Source organism: Ruegeria sp. YTSA108, assembly GCF_059610185.1.
The window spans coordinates 166,544-188,613 of the sequence record NZ_JBXWND010000004.1 but is presented as its reverse complement, the minus strand read 5'-3'; the positions used below and the strand labels follow the sequence as shown (position 1 = coordinate 188,613).

The following is a 22,070-nucleotide window of genomic DNA, read 5'->3' as shown; positions in this document are numbered from 1 at the left end:
GAAGAGACGAAGCGGGTTTGTGAATCTTTTGCCATATCGCTACTTATGCTGCCTCGTTACTAAGATCTTTCAGGATATCGCCGAGGATATCGTCGCGGGATTTCTGAGGGGCCAGCCCCTCCATCAGCGCTGCACTGCGACCGGGGTCCTTTTCGGCCGAGGCCGAAATGTTCAACAGAGTCTCCTTTTGCTCGCGCATAAAGTCGGAAAGGGCGGCGCGGACATTTTCAAGAACTGCTGCAATCTGGTTTTCTTCGATATCCTTGGTGATCGAATTCGCCTCTGATGTGATCAGGCGCGTATAATCCGCCGCATAGGCCTCGAAACCATTGCGGCGTTGCCACCAGCGGCGCCACCATGTGCTTTGCAAGTCCAGGGCAATCGTGCGTCCGATACCCAGTGGAGGTGGTACCCGCGGGACGATTGGTGCCTCGATGCTGAACTCTCCCAGATGGTTGCCCAGCAAGCTTTGATACAACGCTTCGATGTCAGCGGCTGCCGCTGAATACAACGCACCAACTTCTTTGCGCATCGACCGGGCAAAGCTAAAATAGGCCGCTTTTTGCAAGGTCCGCAGACCGGCAGGATCGTACTGCCACGTTCCTTGCTCGCCATTTTGCTCAAGATGCGCGATTAGAGAATCGGTGGCACGTTTAACAAAGTTGGCTTCGGCCGAGTTCAGACGCTCAAGCACTTTCGCGCGCAAGGAAGCAGTAAGCTCAGCGGCCTTTTTTTCATACTCTGCGTTGACCTCGGCCACGGCGTCTTCGGGTGCTACCCCGTTCAGCTCTCGCACGATCCCTTCGCTGTCGGATAGTTTTTTGGCCACGGCGGTCGCCCGGATCTGACTGGCGATGTTGCGCGCCCGGTGGCGTACACGGTCCAGAAGTCGAGTTCCTGCGCCTTCGGCAATGCGTTCATTCATCGCCAGCAATAGGTCGGGCAAACCGGACAACGCCCAAATCTTGTCCAGTGACGGGGCCTGATCGCCAAACCCGGCCGCCAGATAGAACGTGTTCAGGGCTTTCCGGGATTCCTCAGACAGAATATCGGGATTGCCAGTTATCGCGGCCTCGGCCCACAGGGCGCTGCCGAACACGACACTTGCCTTGGTGTCGATATTGTTGTGTTTCAGCGTGTCCAGAATCCGATCCCGAATCTCAGGAACCTGGGTGACCGGATCTGCAAGTTCGTCAATTCGGTTAACGAACAGGATAATCTGACGATTTTCGAACTGAGCGATGATCCGCATCAGCGCCATGTCCATTGTGGTCAGAGCCTGACTGGCTGCCAGAACCACAATGCAGACTTCGGACCCGCGCAGGCTGCGCAGGGTGATCTGTTCACGCACCATAAACGTATCGTTTACACCCGGTGTGTCGCACAGCTTGAGGGAAATCGGGTACTGGGGGATGTCCATGTACAGCTCAGCCGACTTTGTCACATCCGCAAAACGACCGGTCTTGGGGTTGATGTCCGGGTCGTCTTCATCACCCAGACACACATACCTTTGGATCAGTTCCTCATCGAAATAGTCGTATTGATGGCTTTGCCCCAGAATCAGGTCGAAATGCTTACCCAGTCGTTCCTCGGACTTAGCTTTCATTTCGCCGATCTGACGGCGGATATCGTCCATTTCATCGTCGGCGCCGGCCCGATTGGCCAGCTCTCCCAGCCGGCCGCCGCCAACCATCAGATTGTCCCATTCCTCTTGTTCGAAGAAAGTGAACCGGGATTTTGTATCACCCTGGGTTCTGGTGTTGATGTTCAGCGTGGTAACCACAGAGGTCCATGGGTTCACATCCGAAGGCAGCAGGGCAGGGCGTGCGGACAGAATGTTCACAAGCGAAGATTTTCCCGCCTTGACCTGACCGACCAGCGTGACGCTGGCAGTGAAATTCTCCATGCGTGTCTTGAGCGTCGCAAGACGTGCCGAGGAGCGCGCGTCCGCCACCTCTGTCAGTTGGTCAATCTGTGTCGTCAATGCCGACATGGCCGAAGTCATTGGGGTCAGCGCTTCGTTTCCAACAGACAAAAGATGATCGTTACGCGCCATGGTTAGCCTCCGGTTCCTGTAGCGGCGATATGAGGTTCGATCTGCCCGTGAGGTGCGCTAGTCAGCGTATCAATCCGGGCGATCAGGTTCAGGGCGTTGCCCAAAATTGCGGCTTCGGCGCTTGGTGTGATCGATTCATATGCGCGGGCATCGGCCAGCACTTCGATCGAGCTGAAGCAGTCGCTATTTTCCAGGCACGCAACACTGCGCCCTGTTGGGAAACCCTGGGATTTGACCTCGGGCAGGGGCATTCGGGAATTGGCAAGCAAATAATGCCCGCCAGAATGCGTACGCAGCGAGATGCCAAACCCGGTATTCGGGTGTTCGCGATTCAGGGTTTTGAGTTCACCAAGAAAACTTTCGCGTGCAAGACCAATCGCGTCTTGCTCGGCAGATGCAGAGTTCATCATGTTGGTCACGGTAAAGACCCTTGTACTGGAGTTGAGCGAACGAACTGGTAAGACGCCCGAAGGCAAAAGACTCATTAACTCCTTTCCACCCATCAACTACTGGCAAGGCGGTCTTATTTTGACGCGAATAAGATTTTTTGGCGTTTGAATTGTGGCGCAAGTATGGCTGCGGACTTGCCCGGGCCCACTACTAAACTAAAAAGCGTATAAAAATATGAGCATATCAGCTGAAGTTCACAGCGAGCCGAATTTGATAACTGGCCCCCAAATGGAGTGTAACTATTTATTAAATTATAGTTTTACATACATGTGGTCAGCTCCATATTTGGCAAAATCTTGTCATGAGACAGAATCCATCGCCCAAACAAAGTGCGCTTTCGGGAAAGGCAACAACAACACGGCACAACGTGAGGGTGTTTAAATTTGGCAGGTTCATCAATGGTGAATTTTAACAGGACGCTATGTTTCACATAGTCTTTTTTGGGTCTGCCTGGTCTACGAGATTTCTGTTTTGGGCGGCGTCAGGCAAAGCTTGGTCAGCTGCAAGTCCATTGGCCTTTCCGGTCGGTGTGGTCGTGCGGTCTTTCATATGTTTTCGGGTTGTTTGGTGCCTCTGAGCAGAGGTTGGATTTGCTCTGAAACGGGCATAAATTTTCTTCGTGTAAACTACAATTTCCCTCTCGCACTCGTTCAAAAGCTTTGCTATTGAGCGGCATTCCGGCAGCAGCTGCTGGTCGTGCGGGTGTGGCGAAATTGGTAGACGCACCAGATTTAGGTTCTGGCGCCGCAAGGCGTGGGGGTTCAAGTCCCTCCACCCGCACCATAGTTCAGTGTATTGCATTGATTATATTTTTTAAGTTAGACTCCATAGAGCAACTTTCCCGATTGCCCTGGGACCTTCGCACGAAAGAAGGCGCGCTTCTGACAGCTTTTCGAGACATTTTGGGTTTCCGGTCGCGCAGTAAATATCGCAGAATGAAGATTATGTTAAAATAATGCGGCATCCTTTGAATATCGTCGCTGCAATTCGATTTTAGGCGCTGGCTGCTGGGCACAGTTGGTTCCGCCCGCGCTTATCATTGTCCAGCAAGTAGATTGTCGTGTTGAGACAATTATGGGCGGCAGAGTTGACCCATATGAAATCATCCCCCATCCTGAGCTGATCCGGTCACCGGCATGTATTTTCGCCTAGTGGCCAATTTCTTTTGTTTTTGGCAAGGTTGCATCATGTCTGACGTATCGGAAAAGCAATATGTGCTTGATACTCATCGCCTGCGAAGCCCCAGCCAAACATTGGAAATCGTAGCGCCCTATCTGCGTGAAATGGGCATTACTCGAATTGCGAACTTAACCGGCCTGGATCGTATCGGATTGCCCACAGTCATGGTTGCGCGCCCGAATTCCCGATCGGTTTCGGTGTCGCTCGGCAAGGGATTGTCAGTCCCGGCCGCGCAAGCGTCGGGGGTTATGGAAGCGATCGAAAGCTGGCACGCGGAACGGGTAACGGCGCCTCAACGTCTGGCACGATTTACCGATATAGCGCGCGATGCGCCGGTGGTGGATGTTGATAAGCTACCTCGGGTAACTGGTGGCCGATTTGATCCTGATGCGAACAGATTGTGGGTAGAGGGTCGGGATTTGAATTCCGCTTGCGCCCGTTGGGTTCCAATGGAGATGGTCGATACCGATTATACGTCTTTGCCGATGGGTGGGCAGGTTGCTTTTCCCAGAACGACAAACGGTTTGGCATCCGGCAACAACCTGTTTGAAGCCAGTTGCCATGCGATCTTTGAACTCATCGAACGCGATGCCACCACACTGTGGCAATTTCAGTCCGCGCCAGCACGGATCCACCCAGACACTATCGATGATGACAGGTGCAAGGACGCAATAAGCATGGTTGAGGCGGCGGGCCTGAACCTGGGCATCTGGGACACCACCTCGGACATCGGAATCGCCTGTTTCCGCTGTACGATCTGCGAGCCGGACGGGCAGAACGGCCACATCGGTATCGGTGATGGCTGCCATCCAGATCGCGCCATTGCTTTGTTGCGGGCCCTGACCGAAGCGGCACAAACCCGCCTCACCTATATCTCTGGCGCGCGTGATGATCTGGACCCAGAAGAGTTTACTGACCAGGCGCAGATAGAAAGATGTGCCTATATTCGCAATCAGATAGACAGTTCGGACGCGACGCAGGATTTTTCGAATACTCCGACATATGCCACCGGATCATTCCAAGAGGATTTGAACTTGCTGACTACCCGCCTCGAAACTGTAGGTATTTCGCAGGTGATCACGGTCGATCTATCGCGCCCGGAGTATGAGATCGCCGTTGTCCGAGCTGTCATACCGGGGCTTGAAGCGCCTCATGACGACCCCGATTACATCGCCGGGGAACGCGCGCAGCGTGTAATGGAAACATACGGATGAGTGTCGTTATTTTTGTGGGCCCGACGTTGACAGCCGATGCTGTGGCCCAATGCTTAGACCCTGTGATCTTGCCCCCGGTCCGGCAGGGGGACGTATATCGCGTGGCACGTGATCGTCCGCGCGCGATCGGGATAATAGACGGCTTTTTTGAGGGCGTCCCGTCGGTCTGGCACAAAGAGATTCTTTGGGCCATGAATCAGGGAATCCCCGTTTATGGCAGTGCCAGCATGGGTGCTTTGCGCGCGGCAGAGTTGGCTGATTTTGGTATGATCGGCGTGGGTCGAATCTTTGAGGATTTCTACAGCCGAACCCTGCAGGATGACGACGAAGTTGCGGTCCTGCACAGCCCGGCAGAATTGGGTTATTTGCCATTGAGCGAACCCATGGTCTCGGTCCGAGCAACGGTTGAGGAGGCGCATAATCTAGGCATGTTGGTCGCTGAACGTGCCGCAGAGGTTCTGCGGATTGCCAAAGGCATGAACTATCGTCAGCGCAGTTGGCCTAACATAATTGACGCGTTGAACGGGCTTTCTGATATCCAGAGTTTTGTGGACTGGCTGCCAAACGGCAAGGTTGATGCAAAAGCGCGTGATGCCATTGAGATGCTTGGGCGTATGGCCGAAGATCTGGCAAACGACCTTCCCTTCCCGGCGACGCAGCAACCGACCGAAGAAACGCTGATGTGGAAAGGGCTGCGTGCCCGAGTGGATGCCGATCAGAAGGCCGATCAGGCGGTTATCGACGAAGTCAGGCTGAACCCGGACATGTATACGCGGCTGCGTGAACGGGCCGCGCTGACTCTGCTGGCGCGGGAAGAGGCTGATCGGCGGGATGAAGAGCCTGACCGCCCTGCCCTGATGGCACAGATGGATGCGCACAGGCAAAAAGCCGGCCTGTCGCGCCGCGCCGCTTTGATGGCATGGCTGGACGAGAATGATCTGAGTGTCGAGGAATACGAGGCGATGCTGGCCGATGCCGCTCGGGTGCATGGCCACATTACCTCTCGGGCTTCGGTCCTTGAGTCATCGCTTTTGCGCGAGTTGCGCCGTGACGGGAGCTATGCCGAATTGCGGGATCGTGCCCATCGCAAGGCACTAAGGGGAGCTGAATCATTGACTGCCCGAGGCGGTCCTGCAAGCGGGCGCCTACCTATGGTTATGTGGTATTTTGAAACACAGCTTGACCAACCAGTGCCGGATGATCTTGAATCATATGCAGTTTCACTTGGATTGGCCGGGCGGGAAGCATTTTTTGATTTGATAGAAGCAGAGTATTTGTTTTGTCACGCGGATGCCGGATTAAATAGTACCGTTGACTAGCCGCCCCAAGGCGGATCCGAGGCGTGGCCTGAAAGGGGGGTATTGTGAACTTACCAGATCACCTTGATGACGAAGAGCCTGGAACGCGATTTCTGCTGTATCCGCAATCCCCTTTTCTGGAAGAGGACCCACAGCTTGAGCTAGTCGAAATATCGGCTCCGCAGGGCAGTATCGGCCCTGGTCCATCGGGTCCGCGCATGTACACGGTTAACCCTGTCGGAAAGACTACACCCTATGGGGCCATCGTGCCCGGACCGGATGGTCCGGGAATGTATCTGCCGCCCTGGAACGGATATATCCATCCCCCGGCAATGCCTGATGAGTTCGGTAACTTTATCCATATTGGCCCGTCGGACCCGGCTTTTGAGGCAGCGCATCTGTTTGGCTCGGCGCATTTCACGATGGACGTCTGGCAGGGCTATTTTGACCGACCAATCCCATGGCATTTCGCCCGTGATTTTAACCGGCTCGAACTGTCGCTGCTGCCAAGCCTGGACAATGCGCATATCGGTTGGGGTTTCCTTGAAACCGGGGGCACCCATGAACACGGGGACGAATATCGCCCCTACAGCCTGAATTTCGACGTGGTCGCACATGAAATCGGCCACTCAATCATTTACAGCGTCGTGGGCATGCCCACCGACGGAGATGTCTCGGGTGAGTATTACGGGTTCCATGAATCCGCCGCCGATATGGTGGCGCTTCTGGCCTCTTTGCATTTTGGCTCGGTGGTAGAGGCGCTGTTGGAAAACACCAAAGGCAATCTCTACAGCTTCAATCGACTGAATCGCTTTGCCGAGCTTTCGGAAAATGCACAGATCAGAACGGCCGCAAACAACCGGTCACTATCGGAATTCGCTGCCGGATGGTCCAGTGAACATGCACTTTCCGAGCCACTGACAGGTGCAATGTTCGACATTTTGGTGGACATCTATCATGAGCGCCTGTTGGTTCATGGCCTTATCACACAGGCAGAGGAAGACCTGTCCGATCAGCTAGAGGATTCACCCGATTACAGCGAGGTCATGCAGGGTATTTTTGACAAGCGATATGCCGAAAACCCCGATGGATTCCGCGTAGCACTTCTTGAGGCGCGCGATTTCCTGGGCACCTATCTGGCCGACGCCTGGAGCATGTTGGACGCCGATATGCTCAGCTATTTCGGTGTCGAAAAGGCCATGCTGGCGGTGGATCAGGAAATTACCGGGGGTGCCTTCCGGCGGATCATCGAAGGAAACTTTCGGATGCGTGATATCGGGGTGGCAACTGCCGGTCCGCGGCTGCCTGACCCTGATGAAGACAGTCACGCACACTCCGTCCGCACGCAGGTTCCAGACTGATGACAGCAAAATTCTTTTTTTTTCGGCAGATTTATGGCATTTAGAGGCGGGGTGATTTTTGAGGAGACACCGATGCGGTCATCCTCGGGATTTAATCGAAGGGGGTTCGGGTGATGGACCCATATTTGGGAGATGAGTTTATGGCGGAATCCTTGCTCAGTTTTTCGGAAGTGTTGATTTACGGCAGAGTTATCGACGATTTGGATTACGACCCTGCGAAAAAGAAAAGCAGAGGAAAAGGCAACAACAAACATCTTGATGAGCAACTCGCGAATTCAGGAAATGACGAAGCCAAATTTGCCAAGATCTACGGGTTTGCCTATGAAGGCACCTACTACGACCTGCCCGAGCCGGTGATTTTTCTGGTTCACGGCGATGGTCAAGATGTCGCCAAAAAGGGCGAGCCACCAAACCAGGCCTCGCGCGCGCCCACGGATCCTTCGATTGGCGGTGTTGCGGCGGCGGACTATCAGGTCGCTGACGGTATCAAGTTCTGGAGCTATGATAAGTCCGATCAGACCATGCGCATGGATGTCATGACAGGCCAGTTCGAACAGGTTCTTCTAGACCTCTATTTTGGCTTTGACAGCCCTGCTATCAGCGGTGCAAAGGTCAGCGGTGCCAAAGTGAGTGGTGCCAAGGTCAGTGGCGCGAAAGTCAGCGGTGCCAAGGTCAGTGGCGCCAAGGTTAGCGGAGCCAAAGTACGCGGCGGCGACTGATCTTCGGACAAAGTCAGCAAAGAAGGCGCGGGATCTCGCGCCTTTTTTTCCGTTCTAAAATCCCGCTTTTTTCAGCCCTTCGACAAAGTGCTGCGTGTCGTCTTCCAGACGGTCGGGCAGCACCTTGGCCCAGCGTGACAAAGAAAAGTTCGGGTGTGCGGCGCGGTGCTTTTCAGCAATCATACGTGCCATATCCATGTTGCCCAGCTGCGCATGGCTGGCGGCCAGCATCCGTTGACCCTCGGTTGGATTGTTCATCTTGTTGACGGTTTCGATAACATCTTCATAGCGCCTGAGATTGTAATAGGCGCCGCCGAGGTGCCAGAGATACTGATCCGGAAAGTACGGGTTCAGACGCATGGCCTGTTGCAGATGCGTGATGGCGGTCTCATTTTCCCCCGAATGTGCAAGCGCATCGGCGAAATCCGAATGCATATCCGCATCATTGGGGTTGAGAGCCAAAGCACGTTGGTAAGACTGTAGCGCCGCACTATGCTCCTTGCGATACAGATGGACAAATCCCAGCTCGCCAAATCCCCGTGCGTCTGTTGGGTCCAATTCGATCGACCGCTGTGCCAAAGACAGCGCCTGCTCGAAAGCACTGCCTGGATCTTCGGTCCACGAGTATCGCCAATCCAGATTCAACGTTCGGGACAAGGCGGCGGCGGCACGGGCATAGTTGCCGTCCCGTTCCAGCGCAGATTGATAGAAATTCTGTGCCTTGCGGTTGTCGTTGCGCGTGTATTTGAAGATGTGCTGCTGCCCCTGCAGGACAGAGCCATATGCCTCCAGATCTGAAGGAACGGCCTGAACCATAACTTGGCGCTCATGGGATTCGATCATTACGGCCGTGGCCGCGACGATACATTCAGTCACCTCGTCCAGAATATCAAATATATCGTCAATGTTTCGATCAAACCGCTCACCCCAAATCGTGCGTTCAGTGTTTGCATCGACCAGTTCCGCAGTAATGCGGATTCGACTGGAAGAGCGACGCACACTGCCACGGGCGATATACCGGACATTCAGCTTTCTTGCGGCTTCCTTCGGTGGCATGGACTGCGCCCTGAAGAAGAATGATGAGTTTCGGGCGATGACGAAAAGGTTTCTGAATTTGGAAAGGTTCAGAATGATGTCGTCGGTCAGACCATCGGCAATCCAGCCGTCAGACTCATCCCCGCCGCTGATGCTAAACGGTAGCACAGCGACCGACGGAGTGTCCGGGCGTTCCAACAGATCGACGATAGCGTCGGGACGCATGGTGCCCGCCAAAGTAGCACCGGCAACCTCGCTGCGGACACAGTAGGTAGAAACCGGCGAAAGAATGTTCTTCAGATGCTGCGGACCGAGAAATTCGTACCCATACCGCAACCGGTTACAAACCTGATCATACACCGCAGAGCTGACATAGACCCGCTCGGGTTCCGCAATTTCTTGCAATCGCGCTGCAATGTTGACGTTGTCGCCATGAATTCCACGCTCATCTATCAGGATCTCTCCAAGATGGATGCCAACGCGAAACTTGATTTGCTGTTGATCTGATCCTGAATCGTTGTGCTGGGCAGAAATTTGGTGCAGCTCAACACCAAATTCGACCGCGCTGGTCGCTGTTTCAAACAGGGCCAGGATGCCGTCACCGCGCACTTCGACCACACGCCCCTGATAACGGGCGCATGCGGCTTCGATCTGCGATAGAAGTGTCTTCAAAGCGTTGTAGGTGTCGAGTTCGTTCTCACTCATCAGGCGAGAATAGCCGACGACATCTGCAAATAAGACTGCACCCAGCTTCTGAGTGATTGATGAATTCGGGTTAACTGTATTCACTGGCGGTACTCGATTCCTGAGTTCTGAACGAACCCTAACTTTTGTATAACAAAAAAAGATTTGAAATGATTGGTAATAACGTCTCTTAGTCCGACCCAGTCTCTTGCGGGGGCCAACACCAGCAATCCGAGGCATTATTGCCAAGCTTAACGATGGTTTCACCGCCCAATTCTTTCGCCAGTGAATTTCGGTTTTCGAACCAATCGCTGCTCAGCAACCCGACCACAACCATATCGTGAAATTGACCATCTGCAAACCAGGCCTGACGCATCGACCCCTCGATCTGACACCCCAGTCTGGCAACCAGGTCTCTGCTGCTGACATTATCCGCTCTATAATATGAAGTCAGCCGGTTCAGCCCCAGTTGCCGAAAGGCGAAATCGGCGACCAAAGCCGTCGCCCTGATACCAACTCCATGGCGGCGCACCGAATGATCGACGAACATCGCAACGACAGCATCGCGATTGATCGGCGATATCCCCTCGAGGCCGCTCATGCCGACCAGTTTTCCCGCCGAATTCTCAACAACAAACCAACACCTGCGGCCGATGGCTGAGCCGGTGAACATGTCGCTCCAGCTTTCCTCTGTCTGTGCAAGATTAAGAGGAATGCGGGACACGCGTTCGAATTTGGCTAAATCCTCTACATTTTGAAACCAGGGCAGAATTGTCTCAAGGTCGGATTTTTCCAGGGGACGCAGGACATAGGTCTTGTTGCTGGGCTTTTTTTTCACCGGAATTTCAACCTTTAATAAACATCAAAAAAATAACCTGTAGAGGATAGCATGAAAACGCCGCAAACAGAAAAGATGATTGTTGCAACCCAGTAAGACAAAAAAACCGGTCCGCCGATCGGGCGAACCGGTCCGTATTAAGCTGTCAGGCTCTTAGTCGTAAAGAACTGCCGCGATCTTCGGATCGTCAATATTGGAAGCATCGTAATAGTAAAAGCCGGTGTCGATTAGGGCGGGGACTTCTTCGCCTTTCATCGCCGCGACGGCCGCCTTGACCGTTTCATAGCCGATACCAACCGGGTTCTGGGTGATTGCCCCGGTCATCAGACCACTTTTGATCGCGTCTTTTTGGGCTTTGCCGCTGTCATAGCCAATGATGACAAGGCCTTCGGTGCCCAATTCCTGTACCCCGTTCACGACACCAATGGCAGAGCCTTCATTGGTGCCAAAAATACCATCCAGATCGGGGTTTGCAGTGAGGATCGCTTTTGTCACCTCGGTTGATTTCAGATGATCGCCCTGCCCGTACTGAACGGTGACAACCTCGATATCAGGGTATTTTTCCGCAATGCGGTTCACAAATCCATCGCGGCGGTCAATGCCAGTGCGGCTGGTCTGGTCGTGGGCTACCACTGCAACTTTGCCTTTTCCACCAATCTTTTCGGCCATTTTGTCAGCGGCAAGCCCCGCTGCAGCTAGGTTGTCGGTTGTGGCAGTAGAAACAGGAATATCACTGTCGACACCGCTGTCAAAAGCGATGATCGGGATACCCTTGTCATTTGCCTGCTTCAGCAACGGAATGGCGGCCTGACTGTCGAGTGCGGCAAAGCCGATGGCTTTTGGATTGTTTGCCAGTGCTGCGGCCAGCATGTCGATCTGACGGTCGACCATCGTTTCGTTGTCCGGTCCTTCGAATGTGATTGTGACGTCAAACTCTTCGGCTGCCTGTTCGGCGCCCTGCTTTACCGCCTGCCAGAATTGGTGCTGGAACCCTTTGGATACCAGCGGAATATAGATTTCTTCCGCCATGGCCATCGAGGCCGGAGCTGCGAGGGTGGCTGCGCTGAGCACCCCCAGAACGAAACGACGTGTTAACATGATATTCTCCTCCAGTTGGTCGTTATCTTCTTTGGTCCTAAAAATTGTTCAGCCGGTCTTTTTGCGCCGCGCCATGTCGGCATAGACGGCCAGAATGATGATCGCGCCAGTGACAACGGTCTGCCATTCCTGCGCGACAGACAGAACGCGCAGCCCATTGGTCAGGACAGCCATGATAAGCGCGCCGATGAGCGTTCCCAGGATCGTGCCGCGCCCGCCGGACAGAGAGGTTCCGCCAATGACCACAGCCGCGATGGCCTCAAGTTCGTATCCCAGCCCCAAAGCGGGTTGTGCCGAGTTCAGGCGCGAGGCGATCAGGATGCCGCCGATGCCGCAAATTCCCCCGGCCAGCGCGTAGATTCGCATCTTCCAGGCGTCGGTGTTGACACCCGACAAGCGGACCGCCTCTTCGTTTGATCCCAAAGCGAACGTATAGCGGCCCAAAACAGTGCGGCTGAGGATATAGGATGCTGCAACCGCGACCAAAAACAAGATCAGCACGCCGTTCGGGATAGGTACCGAGGGAACGATTTCTCCGATCAGAGACCCGCGCGAGATCTGATCGAAACCAGGCGTGTCATTGAAATAGATCGGTCGTGTGCCCGAGATAACCAGCGATAGACCCTTGAGGATCAGCATCATGCCCAGCGTCGCGATGAAGGGCGGGATTTTCATTTTGGCCACAAATGTGCCCGAACACAGACCACAAAACGCACCCGCTGCAATGGCTGCAGCAACACCCAAAAGCAGGGGCATGCCGAGATAAGTCAGGGTTACGCCCGCAATCACGGCGCAGAAGGTCATCAAAGTGCCAACCGACAGGTCGATTCCGCCCGTGATGATCACCAGAGTTGCGGCAACGGCCAGTACGCCGTTGACCGAAGTTGCCTGCAGAATGGCTATCATGTTCGAGGTCTGCATGAAGTTCGGCGATGCGATCGAAAAGCCGATCAACAGGGCGATGAGACTGGCAAAGGCCAGCAGCTTTTGATACGCGCCGCTTTCCGACAGGCCCGCCAGGGGCTTTTTCTTGTCTATATCCGTTGCTGTGGTCATATTGCTGTCCCTGTGACCTGCATCGCCGCCGTGCGTTGGGTGGCCAGATGCATGATGTCTTCCTGAGTGGTGTTGTTTCCGCCGGGTAGAATTCCGGTCAGCCGGCCTTCGCACATGACGGCGATTCGGTGGCTGAGGCGCATGATTTCCGGCAATTCGGATGAGATCACGATGATCGTCTTTCCCTGCGCGGCCAGTTCTTCGAGCAGTTTGTAGATTTCCGATTTTGCACCGACATCAATACCGCGCGTGGGTTCGTCAAAGATCAGGATGTCGCAATCTCGCAGAAGCCATTTTGCGATGACTACCTTTTGCTGATTGCCGCCGGACAACAGACGCACCTCTTGCACATCCGAGGGTGTGCGAATGCCAAGCTGGGCGATATAGCCTTTGGCCGTAGTGCTGATTTTGCTATCGTTCAGAACACCGGTGGCACTGGTAAACCTATCCATCGAAGCCAGAGCGATATTGTCGCGGACGTTCATTCCCGTGGCGAGGCCGAAATGCTTGCGATCCTCGGAAAGGTACCCGATCCCGGCCCGCACGGCATCCACAGGGGAACGGATGGGCACGATCTGCCCATGTACCCGGATTTCACCGCCATCGATAGTGTCAGCCCCAAAGATTGCCCGCGCAACTTCGGTCCGCCCTGCCCCCATCAGCCCAGCAAAGCCCAAGATTTCACCCTTCCGGACCGAAAAGCTGACATCTTTCAGATCCGTGCCCCGCGTCAGTCCTGCGACTTCCAGAGAAACCTCGGCATCGCTCAGGTCCGGCACATCCAGAGGGTCTTCGGATACTTCGCGCCCAACCATCATCGCAATGATTTTGCTGATCGGCGTGTCACTGGCACCGACAGTGCCAACATATTCACCATCGCGCATGACAGTCACACGGTCGGCGATTTGTTTCAGCTCGTCCATTTTGTGGCTGATATAGACAATCCCCACCCCTTCCGCCCTCAGGCGGCGGATGATGACGAACAGCTCGGCAATCTCGGCGTCGTTCAGGGCTGCGGTCGGTTCGTCCATGACCAGAACCTTGGAGCGATAGGACAGCGCCTTGGCAATTTCGACCATCTGCTGCTTGGCAATGGTCAACCCGCCGACCAGCGCTTTGGGATCAAGGTTCAGGTTCATCGCCCCGAAGATTTCAGCGGTTTGAGCGTTCAGCGCGGCCTCGTCCAGGCGACCAAAACGTTTCCGGGGCTCGCGTCCGATAAAGATGTTCTGCGCTACGGTCAGATCATTCATCAGACTCAGTTCCTGATGGATGATCCCGATCCCGAGGTTCTGAGCCTCACGCGGGGATGTGGGACTGGCTGATTTGCCTTGAATGGCCAAGTCGCCGCCATCGCGCTGATAGATCCCGGACAGGATTTTCATCAACGTACTCTTCCCCGCCCCGTTTTCCCCCATAAGCGCGTGGACTTCGCCCGAAAACAGATCGAACTGCACGGATTTCAGCGCGTGCACACCGGGGAAATACTTTTCGATCCCTTTCATTTCGACCAGTTTTTCCATCTCTCCTCCCATTTTGCCCCTACCTCTGACGAACCTGCGGCTACATAACAGCGCCGATTTGCCAGGGGACAAATTCAACGCCCCCAAAACCAAGCTCTTCGCTTTTTGTTTGTTCGCCCGATGCGACACGGATCAACATTTCGAACAACTCTTCGCCCTTGGCCTCGATACTGACCCCGTCAGTGACGATGTCGCCGCAATTCAGATCCATGTCTTCGGACATGCGGGCGTACATTTCCGAATTCGTCGCCAGCTTGATGCAGGGCGTGGGTTGATATCCGGAGACCGACCCCCTGCCTGTGGTAAACACGATCAAATTGGCACCCGCCGCCACCTGACCAGTGACCGAGCAAGGATCGAACCCGGGACTGTCCATGAAGACAAAGCCCTTTTTGTCGATAATTTCGCCAAATCTGTAGACGTCGCGCATCGGGGCCGTGCCCCCCTTGGCCACCGCACCCAGAGACTTTTCAAGAATGGTCGTCAGGCCACCGCGCTTGTTTCCGGGGCTTGGATTGTTGTCCATCTCGCCGCCATTGCGCTTGGTGTAATCTTCCCACCAATGAATACGGTCGATCAGTTTTTCGCCGATTTCCGGCGTTTCTGCGCGCCGGGTCAAAAGATGCTCGGCGCCATAAATTTCAGAGGTTTCCGACAGGATTGTTGTTCCGCCATGGCGCACAAGCAGATCAGAGGCATATCCAAGCGCCGGATTGGCAGTGATGCCGGAATAACCATCCGAGCCTCCGCATTGCATCCCGACCGTAATCGCACTGATCCGAGCGGGCTTGCGCACCGCCTGATTGGCGAGCCGAGCGATCCCCTCCAGCTCGGCAAGCCCGCGCTCGATCGTGCGGCGCGTACCGCCTTCGTTTTGGATGGTCATATAGCGCAAGGCACCGTCCTCGCGGATGGGGCGGCCATCAACCAGACCGGCCACTTGCATGACCTCACATCCCAGCCCGATCAGCAGAATGCCGGCAAAGTTCGGGTGCTGGGCGTACCCGGCCAGGGTGCGCATCAACGTAGCATAGCCGTCATCCTTGGCCGACATACCGCAGCCCGTGCCATGCACGATGGGCACCATCCCGTCCACGTTGGGATATGGATCAAGCAACCCACGTTTTAAGGCCGCTTCGGCGATGAACCGGGCTACTGAACCCGAACAATTCACTGTCGTCAGAATTCCGATATAATTGCGCGTGCCAACCTTCCCATCGGACCGGTGATACCCAAGAAAACTCCGCTCTTCGTCGAAATGCGGCAAAGGGGTATTTGCGGTCGCATGGGCATAATCCTGCTGATGGGCCCCCATACCAAGATTGTGGACATGGACGTGATCTCCGGCTGCGATATCTGCCTTTGCCTGACCAATGATCTGACCATAGCGAATGACGTTTTCTCCGGCAGAAATTGGGGCAATAGCAATCTTGTGCCCACGCAGAACCTGATCCCGAAGCGGGACATTCAGCCCGGAAGGCTGCGTGTCGATTTTCAGATCTCGGAGTGCAATGACGATATTGTCGTCCGGGTTCAACCTGACTGTATCGCGCGCTGCGGGCTCAGAAGCCTTTATTTTCTGATCTGGTTGCATCATTTTCCTGTTTGCTGATCCCGACTGCTAATCGTCGGACACGCACTTGTCAACTAACATGTTAGTATGCTAGGTCACCAAATATGAATAAACCACAGGACATAAACGCTCTGCACCTGCGCGATATTTCTACGTCTGAGGGCTCGTTGTCTCAGCGCGTTTACCTCTCAATCAAGCATGCAATCCTGTCGCTGGACTTCGCGCCGGGCGACAACCTCAGGAAGGCGCCGATATGCGAACGCCTTGGCGTTTCGCGTGCGCCCGTGACCGAGGCGATTGCCCGACTTGCTTCCGAGGGTCTGGTGGATGTCGTGCCCCAATCCGGCACGCGTGTATCCTATTTCTCGATGTCCGAAATTCGCGAGGGCATGTTCCTGCGTGAAGCACTTGAACTTGCGACGGTCGCCAAAGTCGCGCGCGATTTGACCGAGGATCAGCGCAAGATACTGGGCCGCAACATGCGTCTGCAAGAGCTGCTGATCGAAGATGAAGATGTCCCCGGCTTTTACGAGGCGGATGAAGAATTCCACGGCCTGCTAATGAAATTCACAGGATTCAACAGGTTAAGCGACGTCGCGCAAACCGTTTCACTGCAAGTGACCAGAGCACGAATGCTGCTGCTGCCCACCCCGGGCCGGGTTGTGGAAACGCTGACCGAACACCGTACCATTTTCAACGCGATTCTTGAGAGAGATGAAAAAGCTGCACAGGACGCCATGCGACGTCATCTGGGGCAGTTGATGCCTCGGATTCAACGCTTGCAGCAGGAACAGTCCCACCTTTTCACGGACTCCCCTCATCCAATACGCGAGGCAGGATGACAGTTACCGCAACAGAGCTTCTAAATGGCCGCACGGCGCGACCCGTTCCGCTGACCAGGATGGGTTTTGGTGGCGCGCCTTTGGGGAATCTCTATCGCAAAGTATCAGATGAGGATGCGCAGGCTGCGCTGCAGGCAGCCTTTGATTTGGGCATCCGATTTTTTGACACCGCACCGCAATATGGGCTGGGCCGCTCCGAGCAACGATTTGGCCAGGCTATTGCCCGGTTCGGACGCGAAGAGATTCAACTTTCGACCAAGATCGGGCGTCTGCTGCTGGATTGCGCACCGCATCAGGTCACACCCGAAGCCTTTGTTGATGTGCCGCAGAAACGTATCGTTTTCGACTATACCTATGACGGGGTCATGCGATCCTACGACGCCAGCCGCGACCGGTTGGGTGTCTCATGCGCCGATATCCTGCTTGTGCATGACGTCTGTGCGTTCAGTCAGGGCAGTCAGGAGGCATCTGATGCCAAGATCCGGGAACTGTTCGATGGCGGCGGATACAAAGCTCTGGTCGAACTTCGTGAAGCCGGTGAAATCTCCGCCATTGGAGCCGGTGTAAATGAATGGCAGGTCTGCGAAAGATTATTGGGCTTGGGCGACTTTGACGGGTTTCTTCTGGCAGGCCGTTATACCCTCTTGGAACAAGACGCTTTAGACAGCTTTCTACCCCTTTGCGAAAAGCGGGACGTGGGCATAATTCTTGGCGGGCCGTACAACTCGGGTATCCTCGCAACCGGCGCTGTTTCCGGTGCGAAATACAATTATGCTGATGCACCCGAAGACATCCTTGCCCGAGTTCGCCAGATCGAGGCTGTCTGCTCAGCCCATGATACACCACTGATCGCTGCTGCCTTGCAATTTGTCCTTGGCCATCCCTGCGTCAAAACCGTTGTCCCCGGCGCGGTGAATGCGGCCGAGGTGCAGGCCAATGCGGCCCTGCTCGAACGTCAAATCCCCGCTGCGCTTTGGTCTGATCTGTGTTCGGAAGGATTGATCCGTTCCGACGCCCCCCTTCCCGGAGAGACTGCCTATGCTGCGTAATATTGATCCCATCCTGTCGCCTGACCTGTTGTACACCCTGCGCGCTATGGGGCATGGCGATGAAATCGTGATTGCGGATGCGAATTTCCCCGGCTCCAGCTCTGGGCCGGGCTGCATACGTGCCGACGGGTCAAGCGCCAGCGAAATCCTAAGAGCTATTTTGTCTGTCATGCCGTTGGACACATTTGTGCCTGACCCGGCCCTGACCATGCAGGTTGTTGGCGATCCGGATGCTATACCTGAGGCCATAGCCGATTTTCAGACCATTATCAGCGAAATAGCGGACCACCCGGCCACGATTCAGGGCCTTGAACGTTTCGCCTTTTACGACCGGGCGGCCACAGCTTTTGCGATCGTGCAAACCGGCGAACGTCGGCTGTATGGCAACATCATCCTGAAAAAGGGTGTTCTTGGATGAAGATCGACGCCCATCAGCATTTTTGGACATTGGCGCGCGAAGACTATGGCTGGCTGACACCGGATCTGGGGCCGATTTACGCGGATTTCGCGCCCGCGGATCTGGCCCCATTGCTGAAAGGAGCGGGAATTGACGGTACGGTCTTAGTACAGGCTGCGCCGACAGCTGCTGAGACCGAATATCTGCTGTCACTCGCCGAGCAGGCCCCGTTCATAAAAGGCGTTGTCGGATGGGTTGATTTTGAGGCCGCCGACGCACCGGAACAAATCGCACGACTGGCTGCCCACCCGGTTTTTGTCGGTTTGCGCCCCATGGTTCAGGACATTCCCGACCCATTATGGATGCTCAAGGATTGGCTGACACCGGCTTTTGACTCTCTGCAACAGTCAAACCTTACCTTTGATGCGCTGACCCTGCCGCGACATCTGGGGCCGCTTCAACAGCTGCTGGATCGGCACCCACATATGCGCACGGTGATTGATCACGGTGCCAAGCCCCTGATCCGGGAGGGAGTCATGGAGGGCTGGCAAGAAGACATGTCGACATTGGCCCGAAATACAAATGCCTGGTGCAAACTTTCCGGGTTGGTGACCGAGGCCGGGGCGAATTGGACGGTAGAAGATTTGAAGCCTTATGTGAATCACCTGCTGAACACATTCGGGCCCTATCGCCTGATCTGGGGCAGCGACTGGCCGGTTTGCACATTAAACAGCAGTTATGAACGATGGCTCGAGGCGACCGATACGCTGTTAACCGGTCTGTCACCACACGAGCATCAGGCGATACGGGGCGGTAATGCTGCCCATGCCTATGATCTCAGGAACTAGATTGATCTTTCCGAGGCTGTATGCCGATGGGATTTTGCCGTCGTGGTTCCCAGAAGCTTGGATTTTAGAAGGAGAGTGAATTAGATATGACATCATCCGAAAACCTTGGCCGTCTGGCTGGAAAAACTGCTCTGATCACCGCCGCGGGACAGGGCATAGGGCGTGCAACAGCCGAATTGTTCGCCGCCGAAGGTGCACAGGTTTTTGCCAGCGACATTAATGATACCTCTCTGGCAGAGTTGCAAAATATCCAAGGCGTTACGTCGGTAAAACTTGACGTAACCGATGCGGCGGCAGTGCAGGACTTCGTCGCGGGCACGCCCCCGTTGGATGTTTTGTTCAACTGCGCAGGATATGTGGCTGGCGGGTCCATTCTGGAATGTGATGAACGTGACTGGGATTCCAGTTTTGAGCTGAACGTCAAATCGATGTACCGGCTGATCCAATGTGCCCTGCCAACAATGCTGGAACATGGTGGCGGGTCTATCATCAACATGTCTTCGGTCGCCTCTTCGTTGAAGGGCGTTCCAAACAGGTTTGCATACTGCGCCTCGAAAGCCGCCGTATTCGGACTGACGAAATCGATCGCAGCCGATTTCGTTACTCAAGGCATCCGGTGCAATGCGATCTGCCCCGGCACTGTCGACAGCCCCAGCTTGCACGACCGGTTGCGCGCAACTGGGGATTACGAGAAAGCAATGACTGATTTTATCGCGCGGCAACCCATGGGCCGCATCGGAACCGCAGATGAGATCGCGGAACTTGCGCTCTATCTGGCCAGCGATGCCAGCAAATACACAACCGGACAGCCCTTTGCCATTGATGGCGGCTGGACGATCTGAAGCAAATGAGGAATGTGAAATGAAATTGCTACGATACGGCCCAGCAGGCGCGGAAAAGCCGGGCATAGTTGATAAAGACGGCACTATCCGGGACCTGTCGGGGATCGTCGCCGACATTGCTGGGGAAGCGCTTAGCGATGAAACCCTCGCACGGCTGCGCGCGCTGGATCTTGAAACCCTGCCACCCGTCGATGCCGACAGCCGTATCGGCGCCTGTGTTGGACGTGTCGGCAAGTTCATCTGCATCGGTTTAAACTTTGCCGATCACGCGGCCGAAAGCGGCATGGACCTACCTGCTGAGCCGGTGGTCTTTTTCAAAGCGACATCCGCCATCATAGGCCCCGATGACACGGTTGAAATCCCCCGCGGGTCAGTCAAGACCGACTGGGAGGTGGAACTGGGCGTCGTCATCGGAAAAGAAGCAAAATACATCTCGGAGGATGAAGCACTGGCCCATGTGGCAGGATATTGTGTGATCAATGACCTGTCAGAACGGGATTTTCAGTTGCACCGTTCAGGTCAGTGGGTCAAAGGTAAATCCGCAGATACGTTCGGCCCAATCGGTCCCTGGCTGGTGACACGGGACGAAATCCCTGATCCCCAAGACCTGCCAATGTTTCTTGAGGTGAACGGGCATCGGTATCAGGATGGCTCGACCAGAACGATGCATTTCAGTGTCACAGCGGTGATCTCGCACCTGTCGCAATTCATGTCACTGCAACCCGGCGACGTGATCTCGACCGGGACACCCCCCGGTGTGGGTCTGGGGCAAAATCCGCAGGTTTACCTCAAACCTGGAGACAAGATGGAACTGGGGATCGAAGGTCTGGGGGTTCAACGTCAGAACGTTATACAGGGATAGTCCCTGGGACCTATCAAGTGGTGCTCATCCAGTCATTCTGGGTGGGTTTCCTCGGACCAGGATCGCCGGAAATTATGCGGTGATATTCTGAATCGGTTCCGGAAATGCACAGAAAGCCTATCCGTACTGGAAAACCCGGATGCAAAGGCTATCTCAGAAACGCTCAGGTTTGTTTCATTCAACAGGGCAAAAGCACGGTCCAGCCTGAGTTCATTATAGAACCGTCCCGGCGACATGTTAGTGTGCTGCCTGAACAGCCGCTCCATATGCCGGCGGGACAGGGACGCCTGATCCGCTATTGCCTCGAGGCTAAGCTGCGTTTCAATATTCTCGCGCATGATTTGCACCGCTTCGATCAATTTGGCATTTCGCGTGCCCAAAAGCGCCGAAACCGGCGATACCTGTTTGCTGCCGCCTTCTCCCAGCCTTCTGTGCAGGCACATTTCCGAAACATTGTTCGCCAAGGCGTTGCCAAACAATTCCTCGATAACTTCAAGCATCATGTCAGTGCTGGCGTGCCCGCCCCCGCATGTTCTAAGTTTCCCGTCAATTTCATAGAGGTTCTGGGTCGGCTCCATTGTTGGGAAGTTCTCACAAAAGCCAGGCCGGTTTTCCCAATGGACGGTAAAGTTTCTGGTTCCGATCACGCCCGCCTTTGCTAAGGCAAATGCACCGGTACAAATCCCACCGAACTCACATCCATGCGCCTTTTGTCGCCGAATCCAGTTCAGGACATTTGTGTTGAAAGACCTCATCGGTTGCGTTCCGGAACACACAAAGACAAACGCTCCCTTCTCCAGGTCATGGACCGAGTGATCCGCCTGAACACGTATGCCGTTGGAACAGGTCACGGGTTCTCCGTCGGTGGAGAGCACGTACCATTCGAACAGCTGCTTTCTGGACAGTTGATTTGATATGCGCAGAGGCTCAATCGCGGCACTGAAAGCCAGCATCGTCGTGTTGGGTAAAAGCAGAAAATAGAAGGCCTTGGGCGGCCCGTCATAGGAAACGTCCACGGAAATTGCGCCTTTTGGCAAAAAGCGCGGATTATCCATACGATCCTCTTTCATGTTTAATCCTTATAGAACGTGACCATTTTTACTGTGGCAGCCGAGACGGCTTGAAATCAATCAACACTTTATATTC

19 protein-coding genes and 1 tRNA gene are annotated in these 22,070 nt (G+C 54.8%); 11 read left to right on the top strand and 9 right to left on the bottom strand.

The features are described from left to right. Positions 1-43 precede the first annotated feature (43 nt). Entirely contained in the window at positions 44-2,056 is a 2,013-nt protein-coding gene (locus AC2FHW_RS08135; RefSeq protein WP_496821754.1) for a dynamin family protein, read from the bottom strand. Positions 2,057-2,058: 2 nt separating this feature from the next. Continuing rightward, positions 2,059-2,541 carry a hypothetical protein gene (locus AC2FHW_RS08130; RefSeq protein WP_246097206.1) on the bottom strand — a complete coding sequence of 161 codons (483 nt, stop codon included), beginning with the start codon at positions 2,539-2,541 and terminating at the stop codon, positions 2,059-2,061. A gap of 663 nt (positions 2,542-3,204) precedes the next feature. On the opposite strand from AC2FHW_RS08130, the gene AC2FHW_RS08125 reads away from it, so the two are divergent. From AC2FHW_RS08125 to AC2FHW_RS08105, 5 genes are all read left to right on the top strand, one after another. Further along, positions 3,205-3,289: transfer RNA gene (locus tag AC2FHW_RS08125), tRNA-Leu, on the top strand. A 404-nt stretch (positions 3,290-3,693) separates the two neighbouring features. Then, a complete protein-coding gene (locus tag AC2FHW_RS08120; protein WP_496821752.1) occupies positions 3,694-4,899 on the top strand; it encodes a YcaO-like family protein in 1,206 nt (401 codons plus the stop codon). Beyond that, a complete protein-coding gene (locus tag AC2FHW_RS08115) occupies positions 4,896-6,218 on the top strand; it encodes a TfuA-like protein (protein ID WP_142636287.1) in 1,323 nt (440 codons plus the stop codon). Before AC2FHW_RS08120 ends, AC2FHW_RS08115 begins: the two co-directional genes overlap by 4 nt. Positions 6,219-6,262: 44 nt before the next feature. Further along, complete coding sequence (locus AC2FHW_RS08110) at positions 6,263-7,558, top strand: gluzincin family metallopeptidase (protein ID WP_246097207.1); 1,296 nt, start codon at positions 6,263-6,265, stop codon at positions 7,556-7,558. A gap of 113 nt (positions 7,559-7,671) precedes the next feature. Then, positions 7,672-8,277, top strand: coding sequence for a pentapeptide repeat-containing protein (locus AC2FHW_RS08105; protein WP_246097208.1), 606 nt, complete (start codon positions 7,672-7,674; stop codon positions 8,275-8,277). Between the two features lie 54 nt (positions 8,278-8,331). Here the strand turns inward: AC2FHW_RS08105 and AC2FHW_RS08100 are convergent, their stop codons facing one another. The 6 genes from AC2FHW_RS08100 to AC2FHW_RS08075 all read right to left on the bottom strand — a co-directional run bounded on the left by AC2FHW_RS08100 (position 8,332) and on the right by AC2FHW_RS08075 (position 16,105). Continuing rightward, complete coding sequence (locus AC2FHW_RS08100) at positions 8,332-10,101, bottom strand: adenylate/guanylate cyclase domain-containing protein (RefSeq protein ID WP_281286267.1); 1,770 nt, start codon at positions 10,099-10,101, stop codon at positions 8,332-8,334. Positions 10,102-10,186: 85 nt separating this feature from the next. Next, positions 10,187-10,834, bottom strand: coding sequence for a GNAT family N-acetyltransferase (locus AC2FHW_RS08095; protein WP_246097210.1), 648 nt, complete (start codon positions 10,832-10,834; stop codon positions 10,187-10,189). A gap of 153 nt (positions 10,835-10,987) precedes the next feature. Then, entirely contained in the window at positions 10,988-11,932 is a 945-nt protein-coding gene (locus AC2FHW_RS08090) for an ABC transporter substrate-binding protein (protein WP_271948847.1), read from the bottom strand. Positions 11,933-11,980: 48 nt separating this feature from the next. Next, positions 11,981-12,988 carry an ABC transporter permease gene (locus AC2FHW_RS08085; protein ID WP_496820303.1) on the bottom strand — a complete coding sequence of 336 codons (1,008 nt, stop codon included), beginning with the start codon at positions 12,986-12,988 and terminating at the stop codon, positions 11,981-11,983. Beyond that, the gene (locus AC2FHW_RS08080) at positions 12,985-14,511 is read right to left on the bottom strand and encodes a sugar ABC transporter ATP-binding protein (protein ID WP_496821750.1); all 1,527 of its coding nucleotides are present in this window, start codon (positions 14,509-14,511) and stop codon (positions 12,985-12,987) included. The genes AC2FHW_RS08085 and AC2FHW_RS08080 overlap by 4 nt, the downstream gene beginning before the upstream one ends. 40 nt (positions 14,512-14,551) lie before the next feature. Beyond that, positions 14,552-16,105 carry a UxaA family hydrolase gene (locus tag AC2FHW_RS08075; protein ID WP_496677292.1) on the bottom strand — a complete coding sequence of 518 codons (1,554 nt, stop codon included), beginning with the start codon at positions 16,103-16,105 and terminating at the stop codon, positions 14,552-14,554. Between the two features lie 83 nt (positions 16,106-16,188). Between AC2FHW_RS08075 and AC2FHW_RS08070 the strand changes: the two genes are divergently transcribed. From AC2FHW_RS08070 to AC2FHW_RS08045, 6 genes are all read left to right on the top strand, one after another. Next, entirely contained in the window at positions 16,189-16,926 is a 738-nt protein-coding gene (locus AC2FHW_RS08070; protein WP_282021760.1) for a GntR family transcriptional regulator, read from the top strand. Further along, positions 16,923-17,975, top strand: coding sequence for an aldo/keto reductase (locus AC2FHW_RS08065; protein ID WP_281995094.1), 1,053 nt, complete (start codon positions 16,923-16,925; stop codon positions 17,973-17,975). Before AC2FHW_RS08070 ends, AC2FHW_RS08065 begins: the two co-directional genes overlap by 4 nt. Continuing rightward, on the top strand, positions 17,965-18,393 hold the full coding sequence (locus AC2FHW_RS08060; protein ID WP_142636301.1) for an RbsD/FucU family protein: 429 nt from the start codon (positions 17,965-17,967) through the stop codon (positions 18,391-18,393). Before AC2FHW_RS08065 ends, AC2FHW_RS08060 begins: the two co-directional genes overlap by 11 nt. Then, entirely contained in the window at positions 18,390-19,220 is an 831-nt protein-coding gene (locus tag AC2FHW_RS08055) for an amidohydrolase family protein (protein ID WP_496728768.1), read from the top strand. Before AC2FHW_RS08060 ends, AC2FHW_RS08055 begins: the two co-directional genes overlap by 4 nt. Before the next feature lie 86 nt (positions 19,221-19,306). Beyond that, positions 19,307-20,062 carry an SDR family oxidoreductase gene (locus tag AC2FHW_RS08050; RefSeq protein WP_271948856.1) on the top strand — a complete coding sequence of 252 codons (756 nt, stop codon included), beginning with the start codon at positions 19,307-19,309 and terminating at the stop codon, positions 20,060-20,062. A 19-nt stretch (positions 20,063-20,081) separates the two neighbouring features. After that, on the top strand, positions 20,082-20,924 hold the full coding sequence (locus AC2FHW_RS08045) for a fumarylacetoacetate hydrolase family protein (protein WP_271948858.1): 843 nt from the start codon (positions 20,082-20,084) through the stop codon (positions 20,922-20,924). A gap of 32 nt (positions 20,925-20,956) precedes the next feature. Here AC2FHW_RS08045 and AC2FHW_RS08040 read toward each other — a convergent pair whose 3' ends face one another. Further along, the gene (locus AC2FHW_RS08040) at positions 20,957-21,994 is read right to left on the bottom strand and encodes a GlxA family transcriptional regulator (RefSeq protein WP_246097212.1); all 1,038 of its coding nucleotides are present in this window, start codon (positions 21,992-21,994) and stop codon (positions 20,957-20,959) included. Positions 21,995-22,070: the final 76 nt, after the last annotated feature.

Bases quoted from the DNA above. Each gene is read 5' to 3' on its own strand.
- AC2FHW_RS08135 (WP_496821754.1), bottom strand. From the start codon at position 2,056: ATGGCGCGTAACGATCATCTTTTGTCTGTTGGAAACGAAGCGCTGACC.
- AC2FHW_RS08130 (WP_246097206.1), bottom strand. From the start codon at position 2,541: ATGAGTCTTTTGCCTTCGGGCGTCTTACCAGTTCGTTCGCTCAACTCC.
- AC2FHW_RS08120 (WP_496821752.1), top strand. From the start codon at position 3,694: ATGTCTGACGTATCGGAAAAGCAATATGTGCTTGATACTCATCGCCTG.
- AC2FHW_RS08115 (WP_142636287.1), top strand. From the start codon at position 4,896: ATGAGTGTCGTTATTTTTGTGGGCCCGACGTTGACAGCCGATGCTGTG.
- AC2FHW_RS08105 (WP_246097208.1), top strand. From the start codon at position 7,672: ATGGACCCATATTTGGGAGATGAGTTTATGGCGGAATCCTTGCTCAGT.
- AC2FHW_RS08090 (WP_271948847.1), bottom strand. From the start codon at position 11,932: ATGTTAACACGTCGTTTCGTTCTGGGGGTGCTCAGCGCAGCCACCCTC.
- AC2FHW_RS08085 (WP_496820303.1), bottom strand. From the start codon at position 12,988: ATGACCACAGCAACGGATATAGACAAGAAAAAGCCCCTGGCGGGCCTG.
- AC2FHW_RS08080 (WP_496821750.1), bottom strand. From the start codon at position 14,511: ATGGAAAAACTGGTCGAAATGAAAGGGATCGAAAAGTATTTCCCCGGT.
- AC2FHW_RS08075 (WP_496677292.1), bottom strand. From the start codon at position 16,105: ATGCAACCAGATCAGAAAATAAAGGCTTCTGAGCCCGCAGCGCGCGAT.
- AC2FHW_RS08070 (WP_282021760.1), top strand. From the start codon at position 16,189: ATGAATAAACCACAGGACATAAACGCTCTGCACCTGCGCGATATTTCT.
- AC2FHW_RS08065 (WP_281995094.1), top strand. From the start codon at position 16,923: ATGACAGTTACCGCAACAGAGCTTCTAAATGGCCGCACGGCGCGACCC.
- AC2FHW_RS08060 (WP_142636301.1), top strand. From the start codon at position 17,965: ATGCTGCGTAATATTGATCCCATCCTGTCGCCTGACCTGTTGTACACC.
- AC2FHW_RS08055 (WP_496728768.1), top strand. From the start codon at position 18,390: ATGAAGATCGACGCCCATCAGCATTTTTGGACATTGGCGCGCGAAGAC.
- AC2FHW_RS08050 (WP_271948856.1), top strand. From the start codon at position 19,307: ATGACATCATCCGAAAACCTTGGCCGTCTGGCTGGAAAAACTGCTCTG.
- AC2FHW_RS08045 (WP_271948858.1), top strand. From the start codon at position 20,082: ATGAAATTGCTACGATACGGCCCAGCAGGCGCGGAAAAGCCGGGCATA.
- AC2FHW_RS08040 (WP_246097212.1), bottom strand. From the start codon at position 21,994: ATGAAAGAGGATCGTATGGATAATCCGCGCTTTTTGCCAAAAGGCGCA.